At 73.0% G+C, this 17729-nt stretch carries 18 protein-coding genes; 16 read left to right on the top strand and 2 right to left on the bottom strand.

Translation table 11 applies throughout. The features are described from left to right. The first annotated feature begins 16 nt into the window (after positions 1–16). Positions 17–640, top strand: coding sequence for an antibiotic biosynthesis monooxygenase (locus ACFYOV_RS01855; RefSeq protein ID WP_389081539.1), 624 nt, complete (start codon positions 17–19; stop codon positions 638–640). Between the two features lie 466 nt (positions 641–1106). Here the strand turns inward: ACFYOV_RS01855 and ACFYOV_RS01850 are convergent, their stop codons facing one another. Further along, positions 1107–1487: a SchA/CurD-like domain-containing protein gene (locus ACFYOV_RS01850; protein ID WP_389081537.1), complete on the bottom strand. Its 381-nt coding sequence runs from the start codon at positions 1485–1487 to the stop codon at positions 1107–1109. A 173-nt stretch (positions 1488–1660) separates the two neighbouring features. Between ACFYOV_RS01850 and ACFYOV_RS01845 the strand changes: the two genes are divergently transcribed. The 12 genes from ACFYOV_RS01845 to ACFYOV_RS01790 all read left to right on the top strand — a co-directional run bounded on the left by ACFYOV_RS01845 (position 1661) and on the right by ACFYOV_RS01790 (position 10385). Beyond that, positions 1661–1996 carry a TcmI family type II polyketide cyclase gene (locus ACFYOV_RS01845; RefSeq protein WP_389081535.1) on the top strand — a complete coding sequence of 112 codons (336 nt, stop codon included), beginning with the start codon at positions 1661–1663 and terminating at the stop codon, positions 1994–1996. Beyond that, entirely contained in the window at positions 1993–2430 is a 438-nt protein-coding gene (locus ACFYOV_RS01840; RefSeq protein ID WP_389081533.1) for a cupin domain-containing protein, read from the top strand. The genes ACFYOV_RS01845 and ACFYOV_RS01840 overlap by 4 nt, the downstream gene beginning before the upstream one ends. After that, a complete protein-coding gene (locus ACFYOV_RS01835; RefSeq protein WP_389081530.1) occupies positions 2427–3713 on the top strand; it encodes a beta-ketoacyl-[acyl-carrier-protein] synthase family protein in 1287 nt (428 codons plus the stop codon). The genes ACFYOV_RS01840 and ACFYOV_RS01835 overlap by 4 nt, the downstream gene beginning before the upstream one ends. Before the next feature lie 2 nt (positions 3714–3715). Continuing rightward, positions 3716–4936 (top strand): ketosynthase chain-length factor, encoded by a 1221-nt coding sequence (locus ACFYOV_RS01830; protein ID WP_389081528.1) that lies wholly within the window; start codon positions 3716–3718, stop codon positions 4934–4936. A gap of 35 nt (positions 4937–4971) precedes the next feature. After that, positions 4972–5436, top strand: coding sequence for an SRPBCC family protein (locus ACFYOV_RS01825; RefSeq protein ID WP_389081525.1), 465 nt, complete (start codon positions 4972–4974; stop codon positions 5434–5436). Between the two features lie 9 nt (positions 5437–5445). Further along, a complete protein-coding gene (locus tag ACFYOV_RS01820; RefSeq protein ID WP_389081523.1) occupies positions 5446–5901 on the top strand; it encodes a DUF1772 domain-containing protein in 456 nt (151 codons plus the stop codon). A 71-nt stretch (positions 5902–5972) separates the two neighbouring features. Beyond that, on the top strand, positions 5973–6728 hold the full coding sequence (locus ACFYOV_RS01815) for an SDR family NAD(P)-dependent oxidoreductase (RefSeq protein WP_389081520.1): 756 nt from the start codon (positions 5973–5975) through the stop codon (positions 6726–6728). Further along, positions 6728–7048 carry an antibiotic biosynthesis monooxygenase family protein gene (locus ACFYOV_RS01810; RefSeq protein WP_389081518.1) on the top strand — a complete coding sequence of 107 codons (321 nt, stop codon included), beginning with the start codon at positions 6728–6730 and terminating at the stop codon, positions 7046–7048. The genes ACFYOV_RS01815 and ACFYOV_RS01810 overlap by 1 nt, the downstream gene beginning before the upstream one ends. Further along, positions 7038–7361: an antibiotic biosynthesis monooxygenase family protein gene (locus ACFYOV_RS01805; protein ID WP_389081516.1), complete on the top strand. Its 324-nt coding sequence runs from the start codon at positions 7038–7040 to the stop codon at positions 7359–7361. The genes ACFYOV_RS01810 and ACFYOV_RS01805 overlap by 11 nt, the downstream gene beginning before the upstream one ends. 162 nt (positions 7362–7523) lie before the next feature. Next, positions 7524–8399 carry an NAD(P)-dependent oxidoreductase gene (locus ACFYOV_RS01800; protein ID WP_389081514.1) on the top strand — a complete coding sequence of 292 codons (876 nt, stop codon included), beginning with the start codon at positions 7524–7526 and terminating at the stop codon, positions 8397–8399. A gap of 1 nt (position 8400) precedes the next feature. Next, positions 8401–10074, top strand: coding sequence for an FAD-dependent oxidoreductase (locus ACFYOV_RS01795; RefSeq protein WP_389081511.1), 1674 nt, complete (start codon positions 8401–8403; stop codon positions 10072–10074). Beyond that, a complete protein-coding gene (locus tag ACFYOV_RS01790) occupies positions 10071–10385 on the top strand; it encodes an antibiotic biosynthesis monooxygenase family protein (RefSeq protein ID WP_389081509.1) in 315 nt (104 codons plus the stop codon). Before ACFYOV_RS01795 ends, ACFYOV_RS01790 begins: the two co-directional genes overlap by 4 nt. Positions 10386–10943: 558 nt before the next feature. On the opposite strand, the gene ACFYOV_RS01785 is transcribed toward ACFYOV_RS01790, so the two are convergent. Then, the gene (locus ACFYOV_RS01785) at positions 10944–12407 is read right to left on the bottom strand and encodes an MFS transporter (protein WP_389081506.1); all 1464 of its coding nucleotides are present in this window, start codon (positions 12405–12407) and stop codon (positions 10944–10946) included. A gap of 675 nt (positions 12408–13082) precedes the next feature. Between ACFYOV_RS01785 and ACFYOV_RS01780 the strand changes: the two genes are divergently transcribed. From ACFYOV_RS01780 to ACFYOV_RS01770, 3 genes are read left to right on the top strand one after another with little or no spacing between them, the layout of a single operon-like run. Further along, positions 13083–14918 carry an asparagine synthetase B family protein gene (locus ACFYOV_RS01780; protein ID WP_389081504.1) on the top strand — a complete coding sequence of 612 codons (1836 nt, stop codon included), beginning with the start codon at positions 13083–13085 and terminating at the stop codon, positions 14916–14918. Then, positions 14915–16120, top strand: a complete 1206-nt coding sequence (locus tag ACFYOV_RS01775) for a M24 family metallopeptidase (protein ID WP_389081502.1) — start codon at positions 14915–14917, stop codon at positions 16118–16120. Before ACFYOV_RS01780 ends, ACFYOV_RS01775 begins: the two co-directional genes overlap by 4 nt. An 8-nt stretch (positions 16121–16128) precedes the next feature. After that, the gene (locus ACFYOV_RS01770; protein WP_389081500.1) at positions 16129–17694 is read left to right on the top strand and encodes a multicopper oxidase family protein; all 1566 of its coding nucleotides are present in this window, start codon (positions 16129–16131) and stop codon (positions 17692–17694) included. The last annotated feature ends 35 nt before the right edge of the window (positions 17695–17729 follow it).

Here is a 17729-nt window from a genome sequence, read left to right as displayed (position 1 = left end):
GGAGGGGGTGGGGCCGGTGTCCCAGCGCGACCGAGAGCTGACCGTCGTCGAGCGGTTCACGACCGCATCGGCTTCCCCCGTCTTCGAGCGTGAACTCCTCGGCTACGCCGACTACCGGGAGTCCCGCAAGGGATGCGTCCTCCGGGTGACCGCCGCGCTGACCGAGCGGCCGGGGGCGTACGTGCACCTGGAACGGTGGACGGGGCTGGACCGCCTGCTGCGGGTGGTGCACCAGGATCCGGCGGCACCGGCGGGGCCGCGCGGGCTGGCGGCGACGATCCGTACGGAGGCCGAGCTGCTGGTCAGCGTCGGGCGGATGGTCCTGAACGGGACTCCGGCCGAGGCCGCCCGGCTGGTACTGGTGCGGGCGGTGGTGACGGGCGAGCCGGACCGGTTCGAGCTGGACTTCGGTTCCCTGGTCGGCCAGTGCGTCGCGGACGACGGCTTCGGGGGCAGTGATCTGCTGCGCTCGGTGGCCGATCCGTGCGTCTACACGGGGCTGTTGTGGTGGCGGGACGCGGCGGCCTGCGACCGGGCCCGGGCGAGCGAGGGCTACCGGGGCCGCCGCACCGAGCTGGCCGCGACGGCCCACGTCACCGACGAACCGGCCCGCCCGTTACCCGACCCGGAGCATCCCTGAGCCCTCGCGCTTCCCGCCGACGACTGCTGCGCCGGTGGGGTTCCGGTGCCGCCGCGGTTCCTGTGCGTGCGGTGCATCTGTGGTCGGTGTCTTCCGGGCTCGCGGCGCTTTGTGTGCTCGCGGCGCTTTCTGGGCCGCGGGCTTCCCGTGCCGCGGGCTCCCCGTGCCCACGGTCACCTGAGCCTCGCGGTCCCCTGAACCGGCCGGTGCCGCCCCTGCGCACGCGGCCCCTGAACCACTCGAGTCGTTGGGCCACCCGGGTCCGGGACCAGCCGCGCTTGCCGAGGCGTGGGGTGCTTGGGAAGCCTTCAGCCGCCTCCCCGCCTCCCCGCCTTCCGGCCTTCCGGCCTCCCCCACCTCCCCGCGTCCGCCGCCGTCCGCTTCGGCGTGCGCCTCGGGTACGGGTGACGCCCGCCCCACCGGGCCCGGACCGGGCAGGTGGAAGCGGGCGTCGGCGGTGGGGCGGTCAGGCCGGGGACGGGACGTCGCGGGAGGAGATCTGGGCGATCGTGGTCAGCAGGCTGCGCCGGAACGTGTCGACGAAGCCCTCCACCGTGTCCGTGTCCCGGGGCCGGGTCAGGTACGGCTTCAGCTTCCGTTCCACCTCCTGCACTCCCGGCTGCGAGGCCATGTGCCGGGCGACGGCCTCCAGGTCGCCGGTGTACTCGATGACCCGGACCAGCGTGTCGTCGCGCAGGAACACCGCGGTGGCCAGGATCGTGCCGGCCTGCTCACCCGAGGCGTCCTCGACCCGGCTGCTGCGCACCCGCCTGAAGCTGCCGAAGATCTCGGTGAGTTCCTTCTCGTAACCCGGCTTGATGTCGTAGGTGATGGCTGCGAACGGCATGCCTGTCGCCCTCTCTTCCCTTGCCCGTGTCGTCGCGGACGGTGTCCCCGCCCAGCACAGCCGCACCCCCTCCAGCCGCGCTCGAAGTCCCCTCGCTGGAGGGGATTTCGAGCATCCCTCCAGACCGCGGTGCGACGTTCACTGCCGACCACCGACCCGTTGGGAGGGACCACGTGCACCGCACCCTGATCGTCGCCAAGCTGCGGCCGGACAAGACGGACGACATCGCAAAGATCTTCGAGGACTCCGACTCCACCGACCTGCCGCACATGATCGGTGTCAGCCGCCGCACGCTGTTCAGGTTCCACGGCCTGTACTTCCACCTCGTGGAGGCAGACGAGGACATCAACGCCAACCTCTACCGGGCCCGCAGCCACCCGCTCTACGACGACATCAACACCCGGCTGGCCCAATGCGTGGAGCCCTACGACCCGGACTGGAAAGAGCCCAAGGACGCGATGGCCGACCCCTTCTACATCTGGACCAAGGACGGAGGGCGGATCCAGTGACCACCGCCATCACCCGCACCGTGAAGGTGGCCGCCGACGAGGTCGAGGCCAACACCAAGCGCGGCGGCGACATCCGCGTCACCCTCAGCCCCAAGACCGTCGGCTGCGCCTCCGGCTTCGGTGGCGTCATGACCCTGGAGCCCGGCGACTGGGTGACCGAGCACTACCACCCGTACTCCGAGGAGTTCATCCACGTCGTGGACGGCACCCTGGAGATGACCCTGGACGGGCGCGACGTCGTGACCCTCGGTGCCGGCGACTCCCTGCTCGTGCCGATCGGCGTCCGGCACCGCCTCGTCAACACCGGCGACGCCACGGCCCGCTGCGCCTTCCACCTCTCCCCGCTCGCGCCGCGCCCCGAGTTCGGCCACGTGGACACCGAACAGGCACAGCGCCCCGAGCAGGCCAACCCGGACGTGGGCGGTGCCCGGTGAGCCGACGCGCCGTCATCACCGGCATCGGCGCGGTCGTGCCGGGCGGGGTGGGCCGCGAGGCCTTCTGGCGGACGCTGTCCGAGGGCCGCACGGCGACCCGTCGGATCTCCCTGTTCGACCCGTCGGCGTTCCGCTCGCAGGTCGCCGCCGAGGTCGACTTCGATCCGGCCACCGCGGGGCTGACACCCCGCCAGGTGCGCCGCATGGACCGCGCCGCGCAGTTCGCCGTGGTCTCCGCCCGTGAGGCGGTCTCCGACAGCGGCCTCGAGCCGGCCGCCGTCGACCCGGAGCGCATGGCGGTCAGCCTCGGCAGCGCCGTCGGCTGCACCATGGGCCTGGAGGAGGAGTACGTCACCCTCTCCGACAGCGGCAGGAAGTGGCTCGTCGACCACGAGTACGGCGTACCGCACCTGTACGGCTACATGGTCCCCTCCACCCTCGCGGTCGAGGTCGCCTGGGAGACCGGTGCCGAGGGACCGGTCGCCCTGGTCTCCACCGGCTGCACCTCGGGCCTCGACGCCGTCGGGCACGCGGTGCAGCTCATCGAGGAGGGCACCGCGGACGTCGTGATCGCCGGTGCCACCGACGCGCCCATCTCGCCCATCACCTCCGCCTGCTTCGACGCCATCAAGGCGACCACCCCCAACAACGCGGACCCGGAGCACGCCTCCCGCCCCTTCGACGGGCAGCGCGACGGCTTCGTGCTCGGCGAGGGCGCCGCCGTGATGGTCGTCGAGGAACGCGAGGCGGCCCTCGCCCGCGGAGCGCGGATCTACGCCGAGATCGCCGGGTTCGCCGGCCGCAGCAACGCGTACCACATGACCGGTCTGAAGCCGGACGGGCGGGAGATGGCGGAGGCCATCACCGTCGCGCTGGACCAGGCCAGGCTGGACCCGACCGCCGTCGACTACATCAACGCGCACGGCTCCGGCACCAAGCAGAACGACCGGCACGAGACCGCCGCGTTCAAACGCAGCCTCGGGCAGCACGCCTACGACATCCCGGTCAGCTCCATCAAGTCGATGGTCGGGCACTCGCTGGGCGCCATCGGGTCCATCGAGGTGGCCGCCTGCGCCCTGGCGCTGGACCGCCAGGTGGTGCCGCCCACCGCCAACCTCAGGACCAAGGATCCGCTCTGCGACCTGGACTACGTGCCCGTCACGGCCCGGGAGCACGCCATGGACGTGGTCCTGTCCGTCGGCAGCGGCTTCGGCGGCTTCCAGAGCGCGATGGTGCTCGCCCGGCCCGGCACGCCCGCGGCCGCCGCGGGCAGAGGGGAGTGAGCATGACCGCGCCGACCGCCCCCGTCGTCACCGGACTGGGGATCTGCGCGCCCACCGGCATCGGCATCGAGGCCCACTGGTCCTCCGTGCTGGCCGGCAAGTCGGGCATCGGCCGCATCGGCCGCTTCGACCCGTCCCCGTACCCCGTCCGCCACGCGGGCCAGGTGCCGGGCTTCGACGCCACCGGGAGTGTTCCGAGTCGGCTGATCGCGCAGACCGACCACTGGACCCACCTCGCGCTGGGCGCCGGCGAGGCCGCGCTGGCCGACTCCGGCGCCGACCTCACCGCCGTCCCCGAGTACGAGATGGCCGTCGTCACTTCCTCGTCATCCGGCGGCACCGAGTTCGGGCAGAAGGAGATGACCGCGCTCTACCAGCACGATCCCAGCTGGGTCGGCGCCTACCAGTCCATCGCCTGGTTCTACGCGGCGACCACCGGCCAGCTGTCCATCCGGCACAAGATGCGCGGCCCCTGCGGGGTGCTCGCCTGCGAGCAGGCCGGCGGCCTCGACGCCATCGGCCAGGCCCGCCGGCTGGTGCGCCGCGGCTCCCGGCTCGTGGTCACCGGCGGCACCGACGCCTCGCTGTGCCCGTACGGCCTGACCGCGCAGCTGACCACCGGGCGGCTGTCCACCGTCCAGGACCCGGAGCGGGCCTACGTGCCCTTCGACGCCGCAGCCTCGGGCCATCTGCCCGGCGAAGGAGGCGCGATCCTCGTCCTGGAGAGCGCCGAGGCCGCCGCCGGACGCGGCGCGGACACCCGCTACGGCCGGGTGCTGGGTTACGCCGCCGGGTTCGACCCGGCACCCGGATCGAACCGGCCGCGCGCCCTGCGCCGCACCGCCGAACAGGCCCTCGCCGACGCCGGGCTGGCCCCCTCCGACATCGACGTCGTCTTCGCCGACGCCTCCGGCGTGCCGGCCGACGACCGCGACGAGGCGGAGGCCATCACCGCCGTCTTCGGCCCCCGGGGCGTCCCGGTCACCGCGCCGAAGACGCTCACCGGACGCCTGTACGGCGGCGGTGCCCCGCTCGACGTGGCCACCGCGCTGCTCGCGCTGCGCGAGGGCGTGGTCCCGCACACCGCGCACATCCGCGACCTGGCCCCCGGCCTCGACCTGGACCTGGTCACCGGCGCCCCGCGCGAACTGCCGCTGCGCCACGCCCTGGTGCTGGCCCGCGGTCACGGAGGCTTCGCCTCCGCCCTGGTCCTGGGCCGCTGAACCGCCCGAATCCCCCTGCCCACCGAGGAGTTGCCATGGCTGGACACACCGACAACCACATCGTCATCGACGCCCCCATGGACGTGGTCTGGGAGATGACCAACGACGTCCCCAACTGGCCCAACCTGTTCAGCGAGTACGCCTCCGCCGAGGTGCTGGAGCGCGACGGGGACACGGTCGTCTTCCGGCTCACCATGCACCCCGACGAGGACGGCAACGTCTGGAGCTGGGTCTCGAAGCGGACCGGCGACCCGGTCACCCGTACGGTGCGTGCCGAGCGCGTGGAGACCGGCCCCTTCGCGTTCATGCACATCCAGTGGGAGTACACCGAGGAGCCCGGCGGCGGGGTCCGCATGCGCTGGATCCAGGACTTCCACATGAAGCCCGAGGCCCCCGCGACCGATGACGCCATGACCGAGTACCTCAACATCAACACCAAGGTGCAGATGGCGCTCATCAAGCAGCGGGTCGAGGCCGCGGCACGCGTGCTCACCCGCTGAGGAGTCCCCGTGCTGAATGTCCTCGCTCCGCTGCTCCTGCTGTGCAACGGCCTGGCCGCCGGTGTCCTGTTCGGCACCCAGCTCGGCGGCTTCCCCTACCTCGCCTCACTGCCCACCGACCGCTACGTCCACGCCCACGCGTTCTTCGGGCAGCGCTACGACCCGGCGATGCCGATCTGCCTGGTCGCCACGCTCGTGCTGGACGCGCTGCTGGCGGCCGGTGCCACCAACACCACGGCCCGCACGCTGTTCGCCTTCGCCGGAGTACTGGCCGCCGCCACCGCACTGATCTCCGTCACCAAGAACGCCCCGGTCAACCGGTGGATGCGGACCATCGACCCGCACAACCTCCCGGAGGACTTCCGGGACCCCCGCCGCGAATGGGGCACCTGGAACCGGCGCCGCAGCCTGCTCACCATCACGGCCCTCGTCGCCAACTGCGCCGCGCTCGGCTTCCTGCTCTGAGGCCGTCCCACCACTCGGCCGGTACGGCCCGTCCGGGCCGTACGCCCCGCACCTACCCACGGAGGAACACCATGGATCTCGGCCTCAAGGGCAAGAAGGCCCTGGTCACCGGCGGCACCCGAGGTGTCGGCCGGGGCGTCGTCCTGGCGCTCGCCCGCGCCGGCGTCGACGTCGTCACCTGCTACAAGCGCGAGAGCGAGTACGTCGCCTCGCTGGAGCGGGAACTGAAGGAGACCGGCGGCGACCACCACGTGGTGCGCGCCGACCTGTCGCAGCCCGAGGAGATCGCCGCGCTGCTGACCCGGGTGCGCGAGCTGCACGGCGACCGGCTCGACCTGCTGGTCAACAACGCCGGCGCCATCAGCCACGTCCCCTACGCCGAGCTGCCGCTGGAGGAATGGCAGCGCATCCTCGCCACCAACGTCACCGGCGCCCACCTCGTCATCCAGCACGCCCTGCCGCTGCTGGGCGAGGGCTCCTCGGTCGTGTCCATCGGCTCCCGCGCCGTCGACGCCGGCATACCGCTGCGTGCCCACTACACCACCACCAAGGCCGCCCTCGTCGGCCTCAACCGGTCCCTGGCCAAGGAGTTCGGCCCCCAGGGCATCCGCTTCAACGTCGTCGCGCTCGGCGTCATCGAGACGGAGAACTTCCACGCCATGCCGGAGGAGCAGCGCACGCTGATGGCGCAGCGCTACGGCGCCAAGACCGCCCTGGGCCGGCTCGGCACCCCCGACGAAGTGGCCGGCGCCGTCCTCTGGCTGGCCAGCGACCTGTCCCGCTACGTCACCGGCAACACCATCGGCGTCGACGGGGGGATCTCCTGATGGCCTTCCGGGTGATGCTGCGCATGGAGATCGAGCCGGGCAAGGAGGCCGACTTCGAGCGGGCCTGGCTGGAGGGGACCCGGGCGGTCACCGGCCACCCGGCCAACCTGGGCCAGACCCTGTCCCGGGAGGACGGCCCCGGCAGCACGTACGTCATCGTCAGCGACTGGGTGGACGAGCCGCGGTTCCGCGAGTTCGAGGAGAGCCCGGCGCACCTCGAGCACCGGGCGACCCTCCACCCGTTCCGCAAGGGCGGCACCTTCCACGTCATGGAGGTCCTGCACCGCATTGAGGGCAGGGCGGCCGTCGATGCCCGGTGAGGGCACCGGCGAGGTCAGGGTCGTGGTCTACCAGGCCGCGTACGACGAGGAGCAGCTCGCCGCGGTCCGCACCGCGTACCGCAGGGTGAGCGAGCGCCTCGCGGGCGTGCCCGGCATGCTCGGCAACGAGCTGCTGCGCAGCCCCCACGACCCGACCGCGCTCGCCGTACTGAGCCGCTGGGAGTCGCTCGAGGCCTTCCGCGTCTGGGAGGCCGGCGCGGACCACCGCGAGGACACGGCACCGCTGCGGCCCTACCGCGACACCCGCACCGGTGCCCCGTTCGCCGTCTACCAGGTCGACGCCACGTACTGAACCCCGTCGTGCGTGTGCGCGCCCCGACCGGCCCGCCCCGAGACCCCCGGGTCCCCGAGATCCCCGAGATTCATGGCATTCGAGAGATCCCCGAGATCCATGGGACTCCAGAGATCTCCGGGACCCCCGAGAACCGACGAGATCACAGAGAGAGAAGTCACCATGGCAAACCGCCAGTTGGCGTTCATCGGCCTCGGCAACATGGGCGGCGGCATGGCCCGGCGGCTGCTGGACACCGGGCACACGCTGACCGTCTACAACCGGACCGCGCGCAAGGCGTCCCCCCTCGTCGAGGCGGGCGCCCGGCTCGCCGACGCCCCGGAGCGCGCGGCGGCCGGGCACCACCTCGTCGTGCTCAGCCTGAGCGACGAGAAGGCCGTCGAGGAGATCCTCTTCGAGAGGGTGGTCCCGGTCCTCGCGCCCGGCACCGTGGTCGTGGACACCTCCACCGTGTCCCCCGGCTACGCCCGCGAGGCCGCCGCCCGCCTGGCGGACAAGGGCCTGCGCCGGGTGGAGGCCTGCGTCGTCGGCAACCCGCTCCAGGCCCGCAAGGGGGAGCTGCGGGTGTTCGTCTCCGGGGCGCCGGAGGACCTGTACGAGACGCGCCCGGTCCTCGAGGCCATCGGCAGCGAGGTCGTCCACGTGGGCGCGCCCGGCACCGCCGCGGCCCTGAAGCTCATCCTCAACCTGCTGCTCGGCGCCCAGGTCGCCGCTCTCGCCGAGGCCGTCGACTACGGCACCGCGGCCGGCATCGACCGCGACCAGCTGATCAGTGTCGTCTCGGCCAGCGGCTTCAGCTCCATGGTGATGCGGTTCCGCGCCGACCTGATGCTCAAGCGCACCTACGAGCCGGCCTTCTTCCGCTCCGAGCTGATGGAGAAGGACATCCGGATCGCGATGGAGGCCGCCGCCGCGCTCGGCACCGCCATGCCGGTGCTGGGCGCGGTGCGGGAGCGGTTCGCCCAGGTGATGGCCGCCGGCGACGGGGACAAGGACGCGTCCGTCCTCGTCGAACACCAACCGAAGCAAGGAGGGTGACATGGTGCTGAGCACCACCCGCAGCACGCTGCGGAACACCGATGTCCTCGTGGTCGGCGGGGGGATCGCGGGACTGTCGACCGCCGTCTTCCTCGCCCAGCAGGGCGTGGACTGCCTGCTGGTCGAGCGGCAGCCCGAGCTCTCCGGTCATCCGCGCGCCCGCGGCGTCCATCCCCGGGCCATGGAGCTGATGCGCGCCGCCGGCGTCGAGGACGAGATCCGCGCCATGCCCTCGGCCCGGCTGCTCGCCGCCAACTCCGGTGTGATCGCGGCCCATTCGCTGGCCGGCCCCGAACTGGGGGTGCTGGACGACAAGTACGTCATGGACATCGGGGCCGACGTGGCCTCCCTGTCACCGACGCCCTGGTGCCTGTGCCACCAGGGCGAGCTGGAGGACGTGCTGCGGGGCCGCGCCGAACGCCTCGGCGTCGCCCTGCGCTTCCACACCGAGCTGCTCTCCTTCGAGCAGGGCGGCCCTCCGGGGGAGGAGATCACTGCGCGCGTCAGGAACCATGCCACCGGAGCCGAGCGGGCCCTCAAGGCCCGCTACCTGGTGGCTGCCGACGGCGCCCGCAGCGGCGTGCGGGACGCGCTCGGCATTCCCTTCGACGGCGAGGTCTTCGGCCACTACGTCAACATCCACTTCCGCGCCGACCTCACCGAGCAGCTCGCCGGCCGCCGCTTCCTGATGTGCTATACGTCCAACGCGTCGGTGCGCGGCGCCCTGATGCCGCTGGACAACGCCACCGACTGGCTGCTGCACGTCGCCCACGACCCGGCGACGACGGACGCGGAGTCCTTCACCGGCGAGCGGTGCGCGGAGCTGGTGCGGGCCGCCACCGGGGTGGCGGATCTCGACCCGCGGATCGTGTCCGTGTCCCGCTGGGAGGGCGCCGCCCGCACCGCGGACCGGTTCCGCGACGGCCGGGTGTTCCTGGTCGGGGACGCCGCGCACGTCATGCCGCCCAGCGGCGGCTTCGGCTCCAGCACCGGCATCCAGGACGCGCACAACCTGGCCTGGAAACTCGCCGCCGTGCTGGACGGCTGGGCGGGACCGGCGCTGCTGGGCAGCTACGACGAGGAACGCCGGCCGATCAGCGAGGCCACCGTCGAGCAGGCCGTGCTGCGCTCCCGGGACCGGCAGCGGCTGGTCGACGGGTCCGGGGAGCGGCAGCGGGCGCACCCGGGCATCGTCGAGGACGCGCTGGTGTGGCTGTCCTGGCGGTACCGCTCCTCGGCGGTGACCGCGTGGGACGAGAGCGTGCTGCCCGGGTACGGCGTCTGGTCCGCGGAGAACGACGGGCGGCCCGGCAGCAGGGCCCCGCACCTGCGGCTGCGCCGGGGCGGCGCGGAGCTGTCCGTGCTGGACCTGTTCGGCTCCCGGCCGGTGCTGCTCACCGGCCCCGACAACCGCGCGTGGCGCGAGGCGGCACAGGCGGTGTCGCACGAACTCCGGGTGCCGATCGAGCTGTACGGCATCGGGGCGGAACTGACCGACGTCGACGACCGCTGGCCGGAGCTGTACGGGGTGACGGCACAGGGCGCGGTGCTGGTACGGCCGGACGGCGTGGTCGCCTGGCGCTGCGCGGACGCGCCGGTCTTCGCCCGCAACACGCTGGGCGCGGTGGTGGCACGACTGCTGGGACGGGAAGACGGAAGGAGCGGGAAACGGTGACGCACAGGGTGATCCTTCGGATGGAGGTCTTCCCGGAGCTGGCCGGGGACTTCGAGCGGACGTGGGGGAAGGTGGCGGAGGCGATCTCCCGGGAGCCGGCCAATCTGGGCCAGACGCTGGTGCGGGACACCGAGGAGGAGGGCGTGTACTGGGTCCTGACCGACTGGACCGACGAGGCCGGTTTCCGGACCTTCGAACTGAGCGAGGCCCACGTGGAACACCGCCGACGCCTGAAGCCGTACCGCAGGGGCGGCACGATGAACGTCACGGAACTGGTCCGCCACGTCGACCCGGTGCCCGCGGTCCCCTGACCCCCGGCACCGCTCGGCGAAGCGCCGCCCGCAGGCATCGTGCCCGGCGGGCGGCGCTTCTTCGCGTGCCCGGACCCGGGCCGTGGCGTCGGGTGCCGGGTACCGGGTGCCGGGTGCCGGGTGCCGGGTGCCGGGAGTCCGGCGACAGCTGTCCGGCCACGGGTGCCGGGACATCGGGCGGTACCGGGGATCGGGAAGAGCCCGGGGCGCGACTGCTGACTGCCGCACCGTCGTCGTGGTGCCGACTGCCGACTGCCGCACCGTCGTCGTGGTGTCGACTGCCGGCTGCCGCACCGTCGTCGTGGTGTCGACTGCCGGCTGCCGCACCGTCGTCGTGGTGCCGGCCGCCGGCTGCCGCACCGCCCCCGGGCCCACGGCCGGCAGGGAGCCCCGGTACGGACCCCGTCACCGTCCGGCGGGCAGCCGCGCACCCGGCGCGCGGACCGGTGCACGGCTACCGTCCCGGCCCCGGGCCCGCCGTGCCCTTCGACCCAGCACTCGGCCTCCGGTGCCCACCGGGTGGCGGAGGGCACCGGAGGCCGGAGCAGAGCAGGGGCGTCAGCGGGGGAGGTGTTCCCGTACCGGAGGGCGCGGGGCGGGCCGGGGAGCGGTCGCGGGAAGGGACGGGCGGGGCAGGCCGGTGCGCAGGAGGGCCAGGGCCGCGACGTACATGGCGAGTTGGCAGCCGAGGGCCCAGGCGATGGCGCTCGTCGAGCCGATCCTGTCGCCCGCGACGCCGTAGAAGACGGAGCCCACCAGGGCCACGCCGAACGCGTTGCCGATCTGGCCGAACGTGGAGAAGACACCACTGGCCGAGCCGATGCCGCCCTGGGGCATCGCGGAGAGGGTGAGGTTGTACAGCGGGGGGCTCAGCAGACCCATGCCGGCCCCGCACAGGATGAGGCCGGGCAGGACGTGCAGCGGCCGCAGGTCCGCGCCCCGGGAGACCGTCAGCCAGAGCAGGACGGCCGTGCCCAGGGCCATCAGCACCGCCCCGCACTCCAGCATGGGACGCCCCAGGCGCCCGGTCAGCGGCACCGACGCCCCGGAGGCGAGCGCCGCCGACACGGCGAACGGCAGCAGCGTGAAGCCCGCCTCCTTCGCCGTGAACCCGAGCCCGTCCTGCAGGTGGACGACGTACACCAGGAAGAAGGACGCGACCGCGCCCAGCACCAGGAAGTTCACCGCGGCACCCGCCGGGAACGCCCGGCCCCGGAACAGGCCGGGGGCGAGCAGCGGGGTGCGTCCGGCCCGCGCGGCCCGGCGCTGGAGGGGCGCGAGCAGGGCGAGGACCCCGACGCCGGCCAGCGTCAGCGGCATCAGCAGCAGCGGGCGGCCCGTCTCCCGGCCCTGCACCAGCGGCACCAGGAGCAGCAGCAGACCGGCGGTCGCCACGGCCACCCCGACCAGGTCGAGCCCCGGCGCCCGCGCGGACCGCTCGGCCGGAAGCCAGCGCGCGGCGAGGATCAGGGCGACCGCCCCGACGGGCAGGTTGACCAGGAAGACCGCCCGCCAGCCGAGCCCGAACACGTCGGCGTGCGCGAGCAGTCCGCCGAGCACCGGGCCGCTGCACGTCGCCGCGGCGATCACCGCGGCCTGCACCCCGAACGCCGCGCCCCGCCGCTCCTTGGGGAACAACAGGATGATCACCGGCGCGATCTGAGGGGCGAGCAGGGCGGCGGACAGGCCCTGCAGGACCCGCGCGGCGACGAGGACCCCGGCGCTCGGGGCGGCCGCGCACAGGGCCGAGGCCAGTGTGAACGCCACGATGCCCCACAGCACCAGGGGCCGCCTCCCGTAGGCGTCGCCCAACCGGCCGGCCGTCACCAGCAGCAGCGCGAACGCCAGGCTGTACCCGGCCAGCAGCCACTGCACCGCCGCGTCCGACGCCCCGAGGCCGTCCTGGATCGACGGTGCCGCGATGCTCACCACGGTCACGTCGAAGGTGTGCAGGAATCCTGCGAGCAGGACCGCGCCGAGCGCGAGCCAGGAGCTCCTCGGCACGGTCGGTTGGGTGGTCACGTACGCCTCCTCGAGTCCACGAACGACGTCGGCGGACCACTGTCCGAGCCCTCCGCGGAGAACCACTCAAGGATCAGTCGGCGCCCGACGCCCGACGCCGGCGCCCCGATCGCCCCGACGCCCCCGGCGCGCCGCACCGCGCCCCACGTGCCGCACCGGGCCACACCGCACCCTCCGCTTCCGCGGTGGCCTGCGGCCCGCGGTGCGCGGGGTGTCGCTCCCGTCGTCACGAGCGGCCCCGTTGGCCCGTACCTTGCGTGGCGTCGGCCTCCGTGTGCGTGCGCGGTCCGCGGTGGTCTGCGGTCTCTCGCGGCGTCCCCCCCCGGGGGTGCTCCGTCCCGTGGTGGCCTGCGGCCCGCGGTGCGCGGGGTGTCGCTCCCGTCGTCACGGGCGGCCCTCGTTGGCCCCTATGGTGCGTGGCGTCTTGCCTCCGCGTGCGTGCGCGTGCCGCCATGGCCTGCGGCCCGCGGTGCGCGCGGTGCCGCTTTCATCGCCACGGGCGGCCCCGTTGGCCCGGAACCCTGCGTGGCGTCCTGCCTCCGCGGCGGTGCGCCGTCCGCCGTGGCCTGCGCGTCCACCGCGCCTCTAGCCCGGTGCGTCCGGCGCGCGACCGTGCGCGCGGATGCTGCCGGTGACCCATCAGGCGTAGTCAGACGTAGGACGAGAGGTGACGGCGTGTCCGGGCTCGTTGGCTGGATCGACTTCGAAAGGGACCTGCGCAGGCATCGGCCGGTCGTCACGGCGATGGCGTCCACCCTGGCGCAGAGGGGGCCGGACGGGGAGGCGGTGTGGACCGGCGAGCACGCCGCGCTCGGGGCCCGGCTGCTGCACCTGGACGGTGTGACGGACGAGCAGCCGTTCGTGCTGCCGGCCGGTGGGCACGACATCGTGGCCTGCGTCACCGGCTGGCCGACCGGCACCGCCGAGGTGCGCGCCGACCTCGCCGCGGCGGGGGTGCGGGTGCCCGCCTCGGCCGGTCCCACCGCTCTCGTGGCGCACGCCTACCGCGAGTGGGGCGCGGACTTCCTGCCCCGCCTCAACGGCGCCTGGGCGGTGGCGATCTGGGACGGCCGCACCGAGGAGATGGTCCTCGCCCGCGACCACCTCGGCGGGCAGCCGCTGTACTGGACCCGCACGGCCACCGGCATGGTGTTCGGCTCCGAACGCAAGGTGCTCCTCGCGCACCCGGAGGTGGACCCGGTCGTCGACGCGGCCGGACTGCGCGAGGCGGTGTCCCAGGCACTGCCGCACGGCGGTGTCTTCTCCGGCTTCGAGCGGATCGGCGCCGCCGAGATCGCCCGCTGGGGCCGCGACGGCCTCCGGCGCACCAAGTACTGGGGGATCAACACCCAGCCGCACACCGACGACTACGACACCACCGTCGCGAAGGTCCGCGAGATCCTGGCGCGCAGCGTCGAGGACAACCTGACCGAGGACCCCTCGCAGCTGCTGGTGATGCTCTCCGGTGGCGCCGACTCCTCCGCCGTGGCGGGCCTCGCCGCGGACTCGCTGGCGCGCTCGCAGAGCGGCAGCCTGCGGGCCTTCACCATCGAGTTCCGCAGCAGCGAGTTCCGCGCCGACGTCATGCGCAGCACCCACGACACCCCCTTCGCCACCGAGGTCGCCGCGCACATCGGCGCCGACCACACCCTGGTGGAGCTGGAGACCGGCGACATCCTCGACCCGATCGTGCGGGTCGGCATGCTGAAGTCGAAGGACTTCCCCACCCGGCAGTACGACATGGACACCGCCCAGTACCTGACGGTGCAGCGCGCCGCGCAGGAGGGCTGCAAGGTGGTCTTCGCCGGGTACGGCGGGGACAAGTACTTCCAGGGCGCCACTTGGTTCACCCACCGGGACCTGGTCCTGTCCGGTACGTTCCCGTGGGTGGCGCTCGCCCAGAAGCACGGGGCCGCCAACGGCTTCGGCACCGGCCTGTTCAACGCGGACGCGCTCGCCGCGCTCGACTTCCCCACGTACTACCGGGACGTGTACGACACCGCCGTCGCCGAGGTGGAGTACCTGCCGGAGGAGGACGAGTGGCAGCGTCACATGCGGCGCGTGGCCTACCTGATGAACACCCGCTTCGGCATCGACGCCGGCTCCTACTCCGCGGCCGGCCTCCAGCTGCGCACCCCGATCAACCACCCGGAGCTGGTGCAGTACGCCTACAACATCCCCAACGAGATGCACAACCGCCGCGGCATCGAGAAGGGCGTCCTGCGCGCGGCCGTAGCCGACCTGCTGCCCGAGTCCGTGCTCAACCGGCACCGCAGCGCCTCCCCGGTGTCGCACCACCCCGACTACCCGGCCGGTCTGCAGCGGGCGATGAAGGCCGTGCTCGCCGATCCGCACGCGCCGGTGCGGCAGATCATGGACCTGGACGCGGCCGGTGCCGTCGCGGCGAGCCTCGAACGGCTCACCAAGGACCGCATGGCCCGCGCCGACGTGGAACTGATGCTCCAGCTGAACCTGTGGCTGGACCACTACCGTGTCCGGCTCGCCCTGTGACCGGCCCGGAGACCCGGGCCCAGCGCCTGGCGAGGCACATGGACGAGGCGGGCCTCGACGCCCTGGTCGCCACCTCGGCGGAGAACGTCCTGTACCTGACCGGCATCTCGAGCGTCGGCGGCCAGAACCACCCCTACAGCAGCCGGGCGCTGGCCGTGGTGACCCGGGACCGCCCCGACGCCCCGTACTTCGCCAGCTCGCGCGGCGACGTGGACCAGTTCCTGGACGCCACCACCGCGCTCAGCGGCGTCGTCGCCTACGGGACCTTCCACCGCGAGCTGCCCGAGGGGCTGGAACTGACCGCGCGCGAGGAGCGGTTCAAGGAGGTCGGGGTGGACGCCCCGCCCGCCGCGGACGCCCTGGCCGCGCTGGTGCGGATCCTCACCGGCGCCGGACTGGCGAAGGCCCGCATCGGCGTGGACGAGAACGCCGCGCCGCTCGGCTTCCTGGAGCGGCTCGGCCAGGCCCTGCCGGGCGGAGCCGTGCGCCCGGCCGCCGCCGTGCTCCAGCAGGTCCGCAAGGTCAAGACCGAGGCCGAGGTGGGCCGGATCGCCGAGGCCGCCGCCATCGCCGAGTCGGGGGTCCGGGCCGCGCTCGGCATCGCCGCCGAGGGGGTCACCGAGCGCGACATGGTCCGGGAGTTCGAGACCGCGGTCGTGCGGGCGGGCGGCCGGCCCCGGTTCACCCTGATCAAGTTCGGTCGGGACGGCGTACTGGGCCAGACCCGGCCGGGCGACCGGCCGCTGCGCCGCGGCGACTCCCTCTGGTTCGACGTCGGCTGCACCAGCCGGGGCTACTGGTCCGACATCGCGCGCACCGCCAGCTTCGGCGCGCCCTCGCCCCGGCTGACGGCGGTGTACGCGGCGATGCTGGCCGGCGAGCAGGCCGCCCTGGACGGCGCCAAGCCGGGCATGACCGGCGGCGAGCTGTTCGACCGCACCGTGGAGGCGGTCCGGGCCGCCGGGGTGCCGCAGTACCGCAGGCACCACGTCGGTCACGGCATCGGCGCGGAGATCTACGAACCCGTACTGATCACACCCGGCAACCCGGATGTCATCGAGGACGGAACAGTCGTCAATTCCGAAGCGCCCTACTACGAGTTCGGCCTGGGCGGCGTCCATGTGGAGGACCCGTTCGTCGTCACCCCGGGCGGCAACCGGCTCCTGACCACGCTGGACCGCTCGCTCATCGTCATCGACTAGGAAGGCACATGACTCTTTCCCGACGCCGTTTCATAGGTGCCGTCGGCGCCACCTCGACAGGTCTGCTCCTGCCCCTCGCGACCGGCTGTGACAGCGGCGGCAACGGCGACGGGGTCGTCCACTCGGGGGACGTGCCGCTGCCCGCCCGCTTCAGCCTCGCCTTCAAACGCCCGCCGGTCATCGCGCCGACCTCCTCGGACGGCACGACCGACTACTTCGACGTGCGGGCACACACCGCCCGGGTGCAGATCCTGCCCGGCGTGCAGACGGAGATCTTCAGCTACAACGGGACCTTCCCCGGCCCCACGTTCAGCGTCCGCAAGGGCCGCACCGCGGTCGTGCGGACCCGCAACGACCTGCCCGTGCCGATCGTCACCCACCTGCACGGCGGCAAGACGCCCGCGGACAGCGACGGTTACCCCACCGACCTCATCCTGCCCACCTCGGGCTGGACCGCCCCGGCGCACCAGCACCACTCCGGCACGGCCATGGAGGGCGAGACGGCCGAGGGCAGCCGGTCCTACACCTACCCGAACGCCCAGCGGGCGGCCACGCTCTGGTACCACGACCACCGGATGGACTTCACCGGCCCGCAGGTCTGGCGCGGACTGGCCGGCTTCTACCTCGTGCACGACGACGAGGAGGACGCCCTGCCGCTGCCCAGGGCCGACCGCGACGTACCGGTCATGATCATGGACCGGGCCTTCGCCTCCGACGGCTCCCTGGCCTACCCGTCGATCGACCCCACCCTCAAGACCACCCCCGGGGTCACCGGTGCCGCCCACAACGGCATGGAGGGCGACGTCATCCTGGTCAACGGGGTGCCCTGGCCGCGCCTGGAGGTCAAGGGTGCCCGCTACCGGCTGCGGCTGCTCAACGCCTCCAACGCCCGCCGCTACCGGGTCCGGCTGAACCCGGAGCCGAGCACCGGCGAGCCCTTCACCCTGATCGGCAGCGACGGCGGACTCCTCGCCAGGCCGCAGGAGATGGACTCCCTCTACATGGTGCCCGGCGAACGCTTCGACGTGATCGTCGACTTCGGCAAGTACGCACCCGGCACGAAGATCGTCATGGAGAACAGCCTCGGTGACGGATCGACCGCCGAGATCATGCAGTTCGTGGTGGGGGAGAAGATCACCGACAGCACCTCGGTGCCGTCCACCCTGTCCACCGTCGAACGGCTCGACCCGGCCCGGGCCGTGCGCACCCGCTCCTTCACCCTCGCCCGCAACCAGGAGAACGGCCACTACGTCTACAAGATCAACGGCTATCCGTTCAGCAGCGACCGGAGCTGGGCCGACGTGCGGCGCGGCGAGATCGAGATCTGGGAGTTCTCCTCCACCACCCACCACCCCATCCACCTGCACCTGTCGCCGTTCCAGGTGTACAAGCGCGGTGGCTCCACCACCATCAGGCCCGAGGACGTCGGCTGGAAGGACACCGCACGCCTGATGCCCAACGAGCGGCTCAGCGTCCTGGTCCGCTTCGACGACTACACCGGCAAGTTCGTCTTCCACTGCCACAACCTCGAGCACGAGGACATGGCCATGATGGCCAACTTCCGCGTCCTGTAAGCCGTCGCGGAGAACCGCACCGGCCTCCCCGCCGA

This window comes from Streptomyces sp. NPDC005931 (genome assembly GCF_042871235.1).
Lineage (GTDB): Bacteria > Actinomycetota > Actinomycetes > Streptomycetales > Streptomycetaceae > Streptomyces.
The sequence above is the reverse complement of the archived record's forward strand: the minus strand, read 5'-3'. Positions and strand labels throughout refer to the sequence as shown.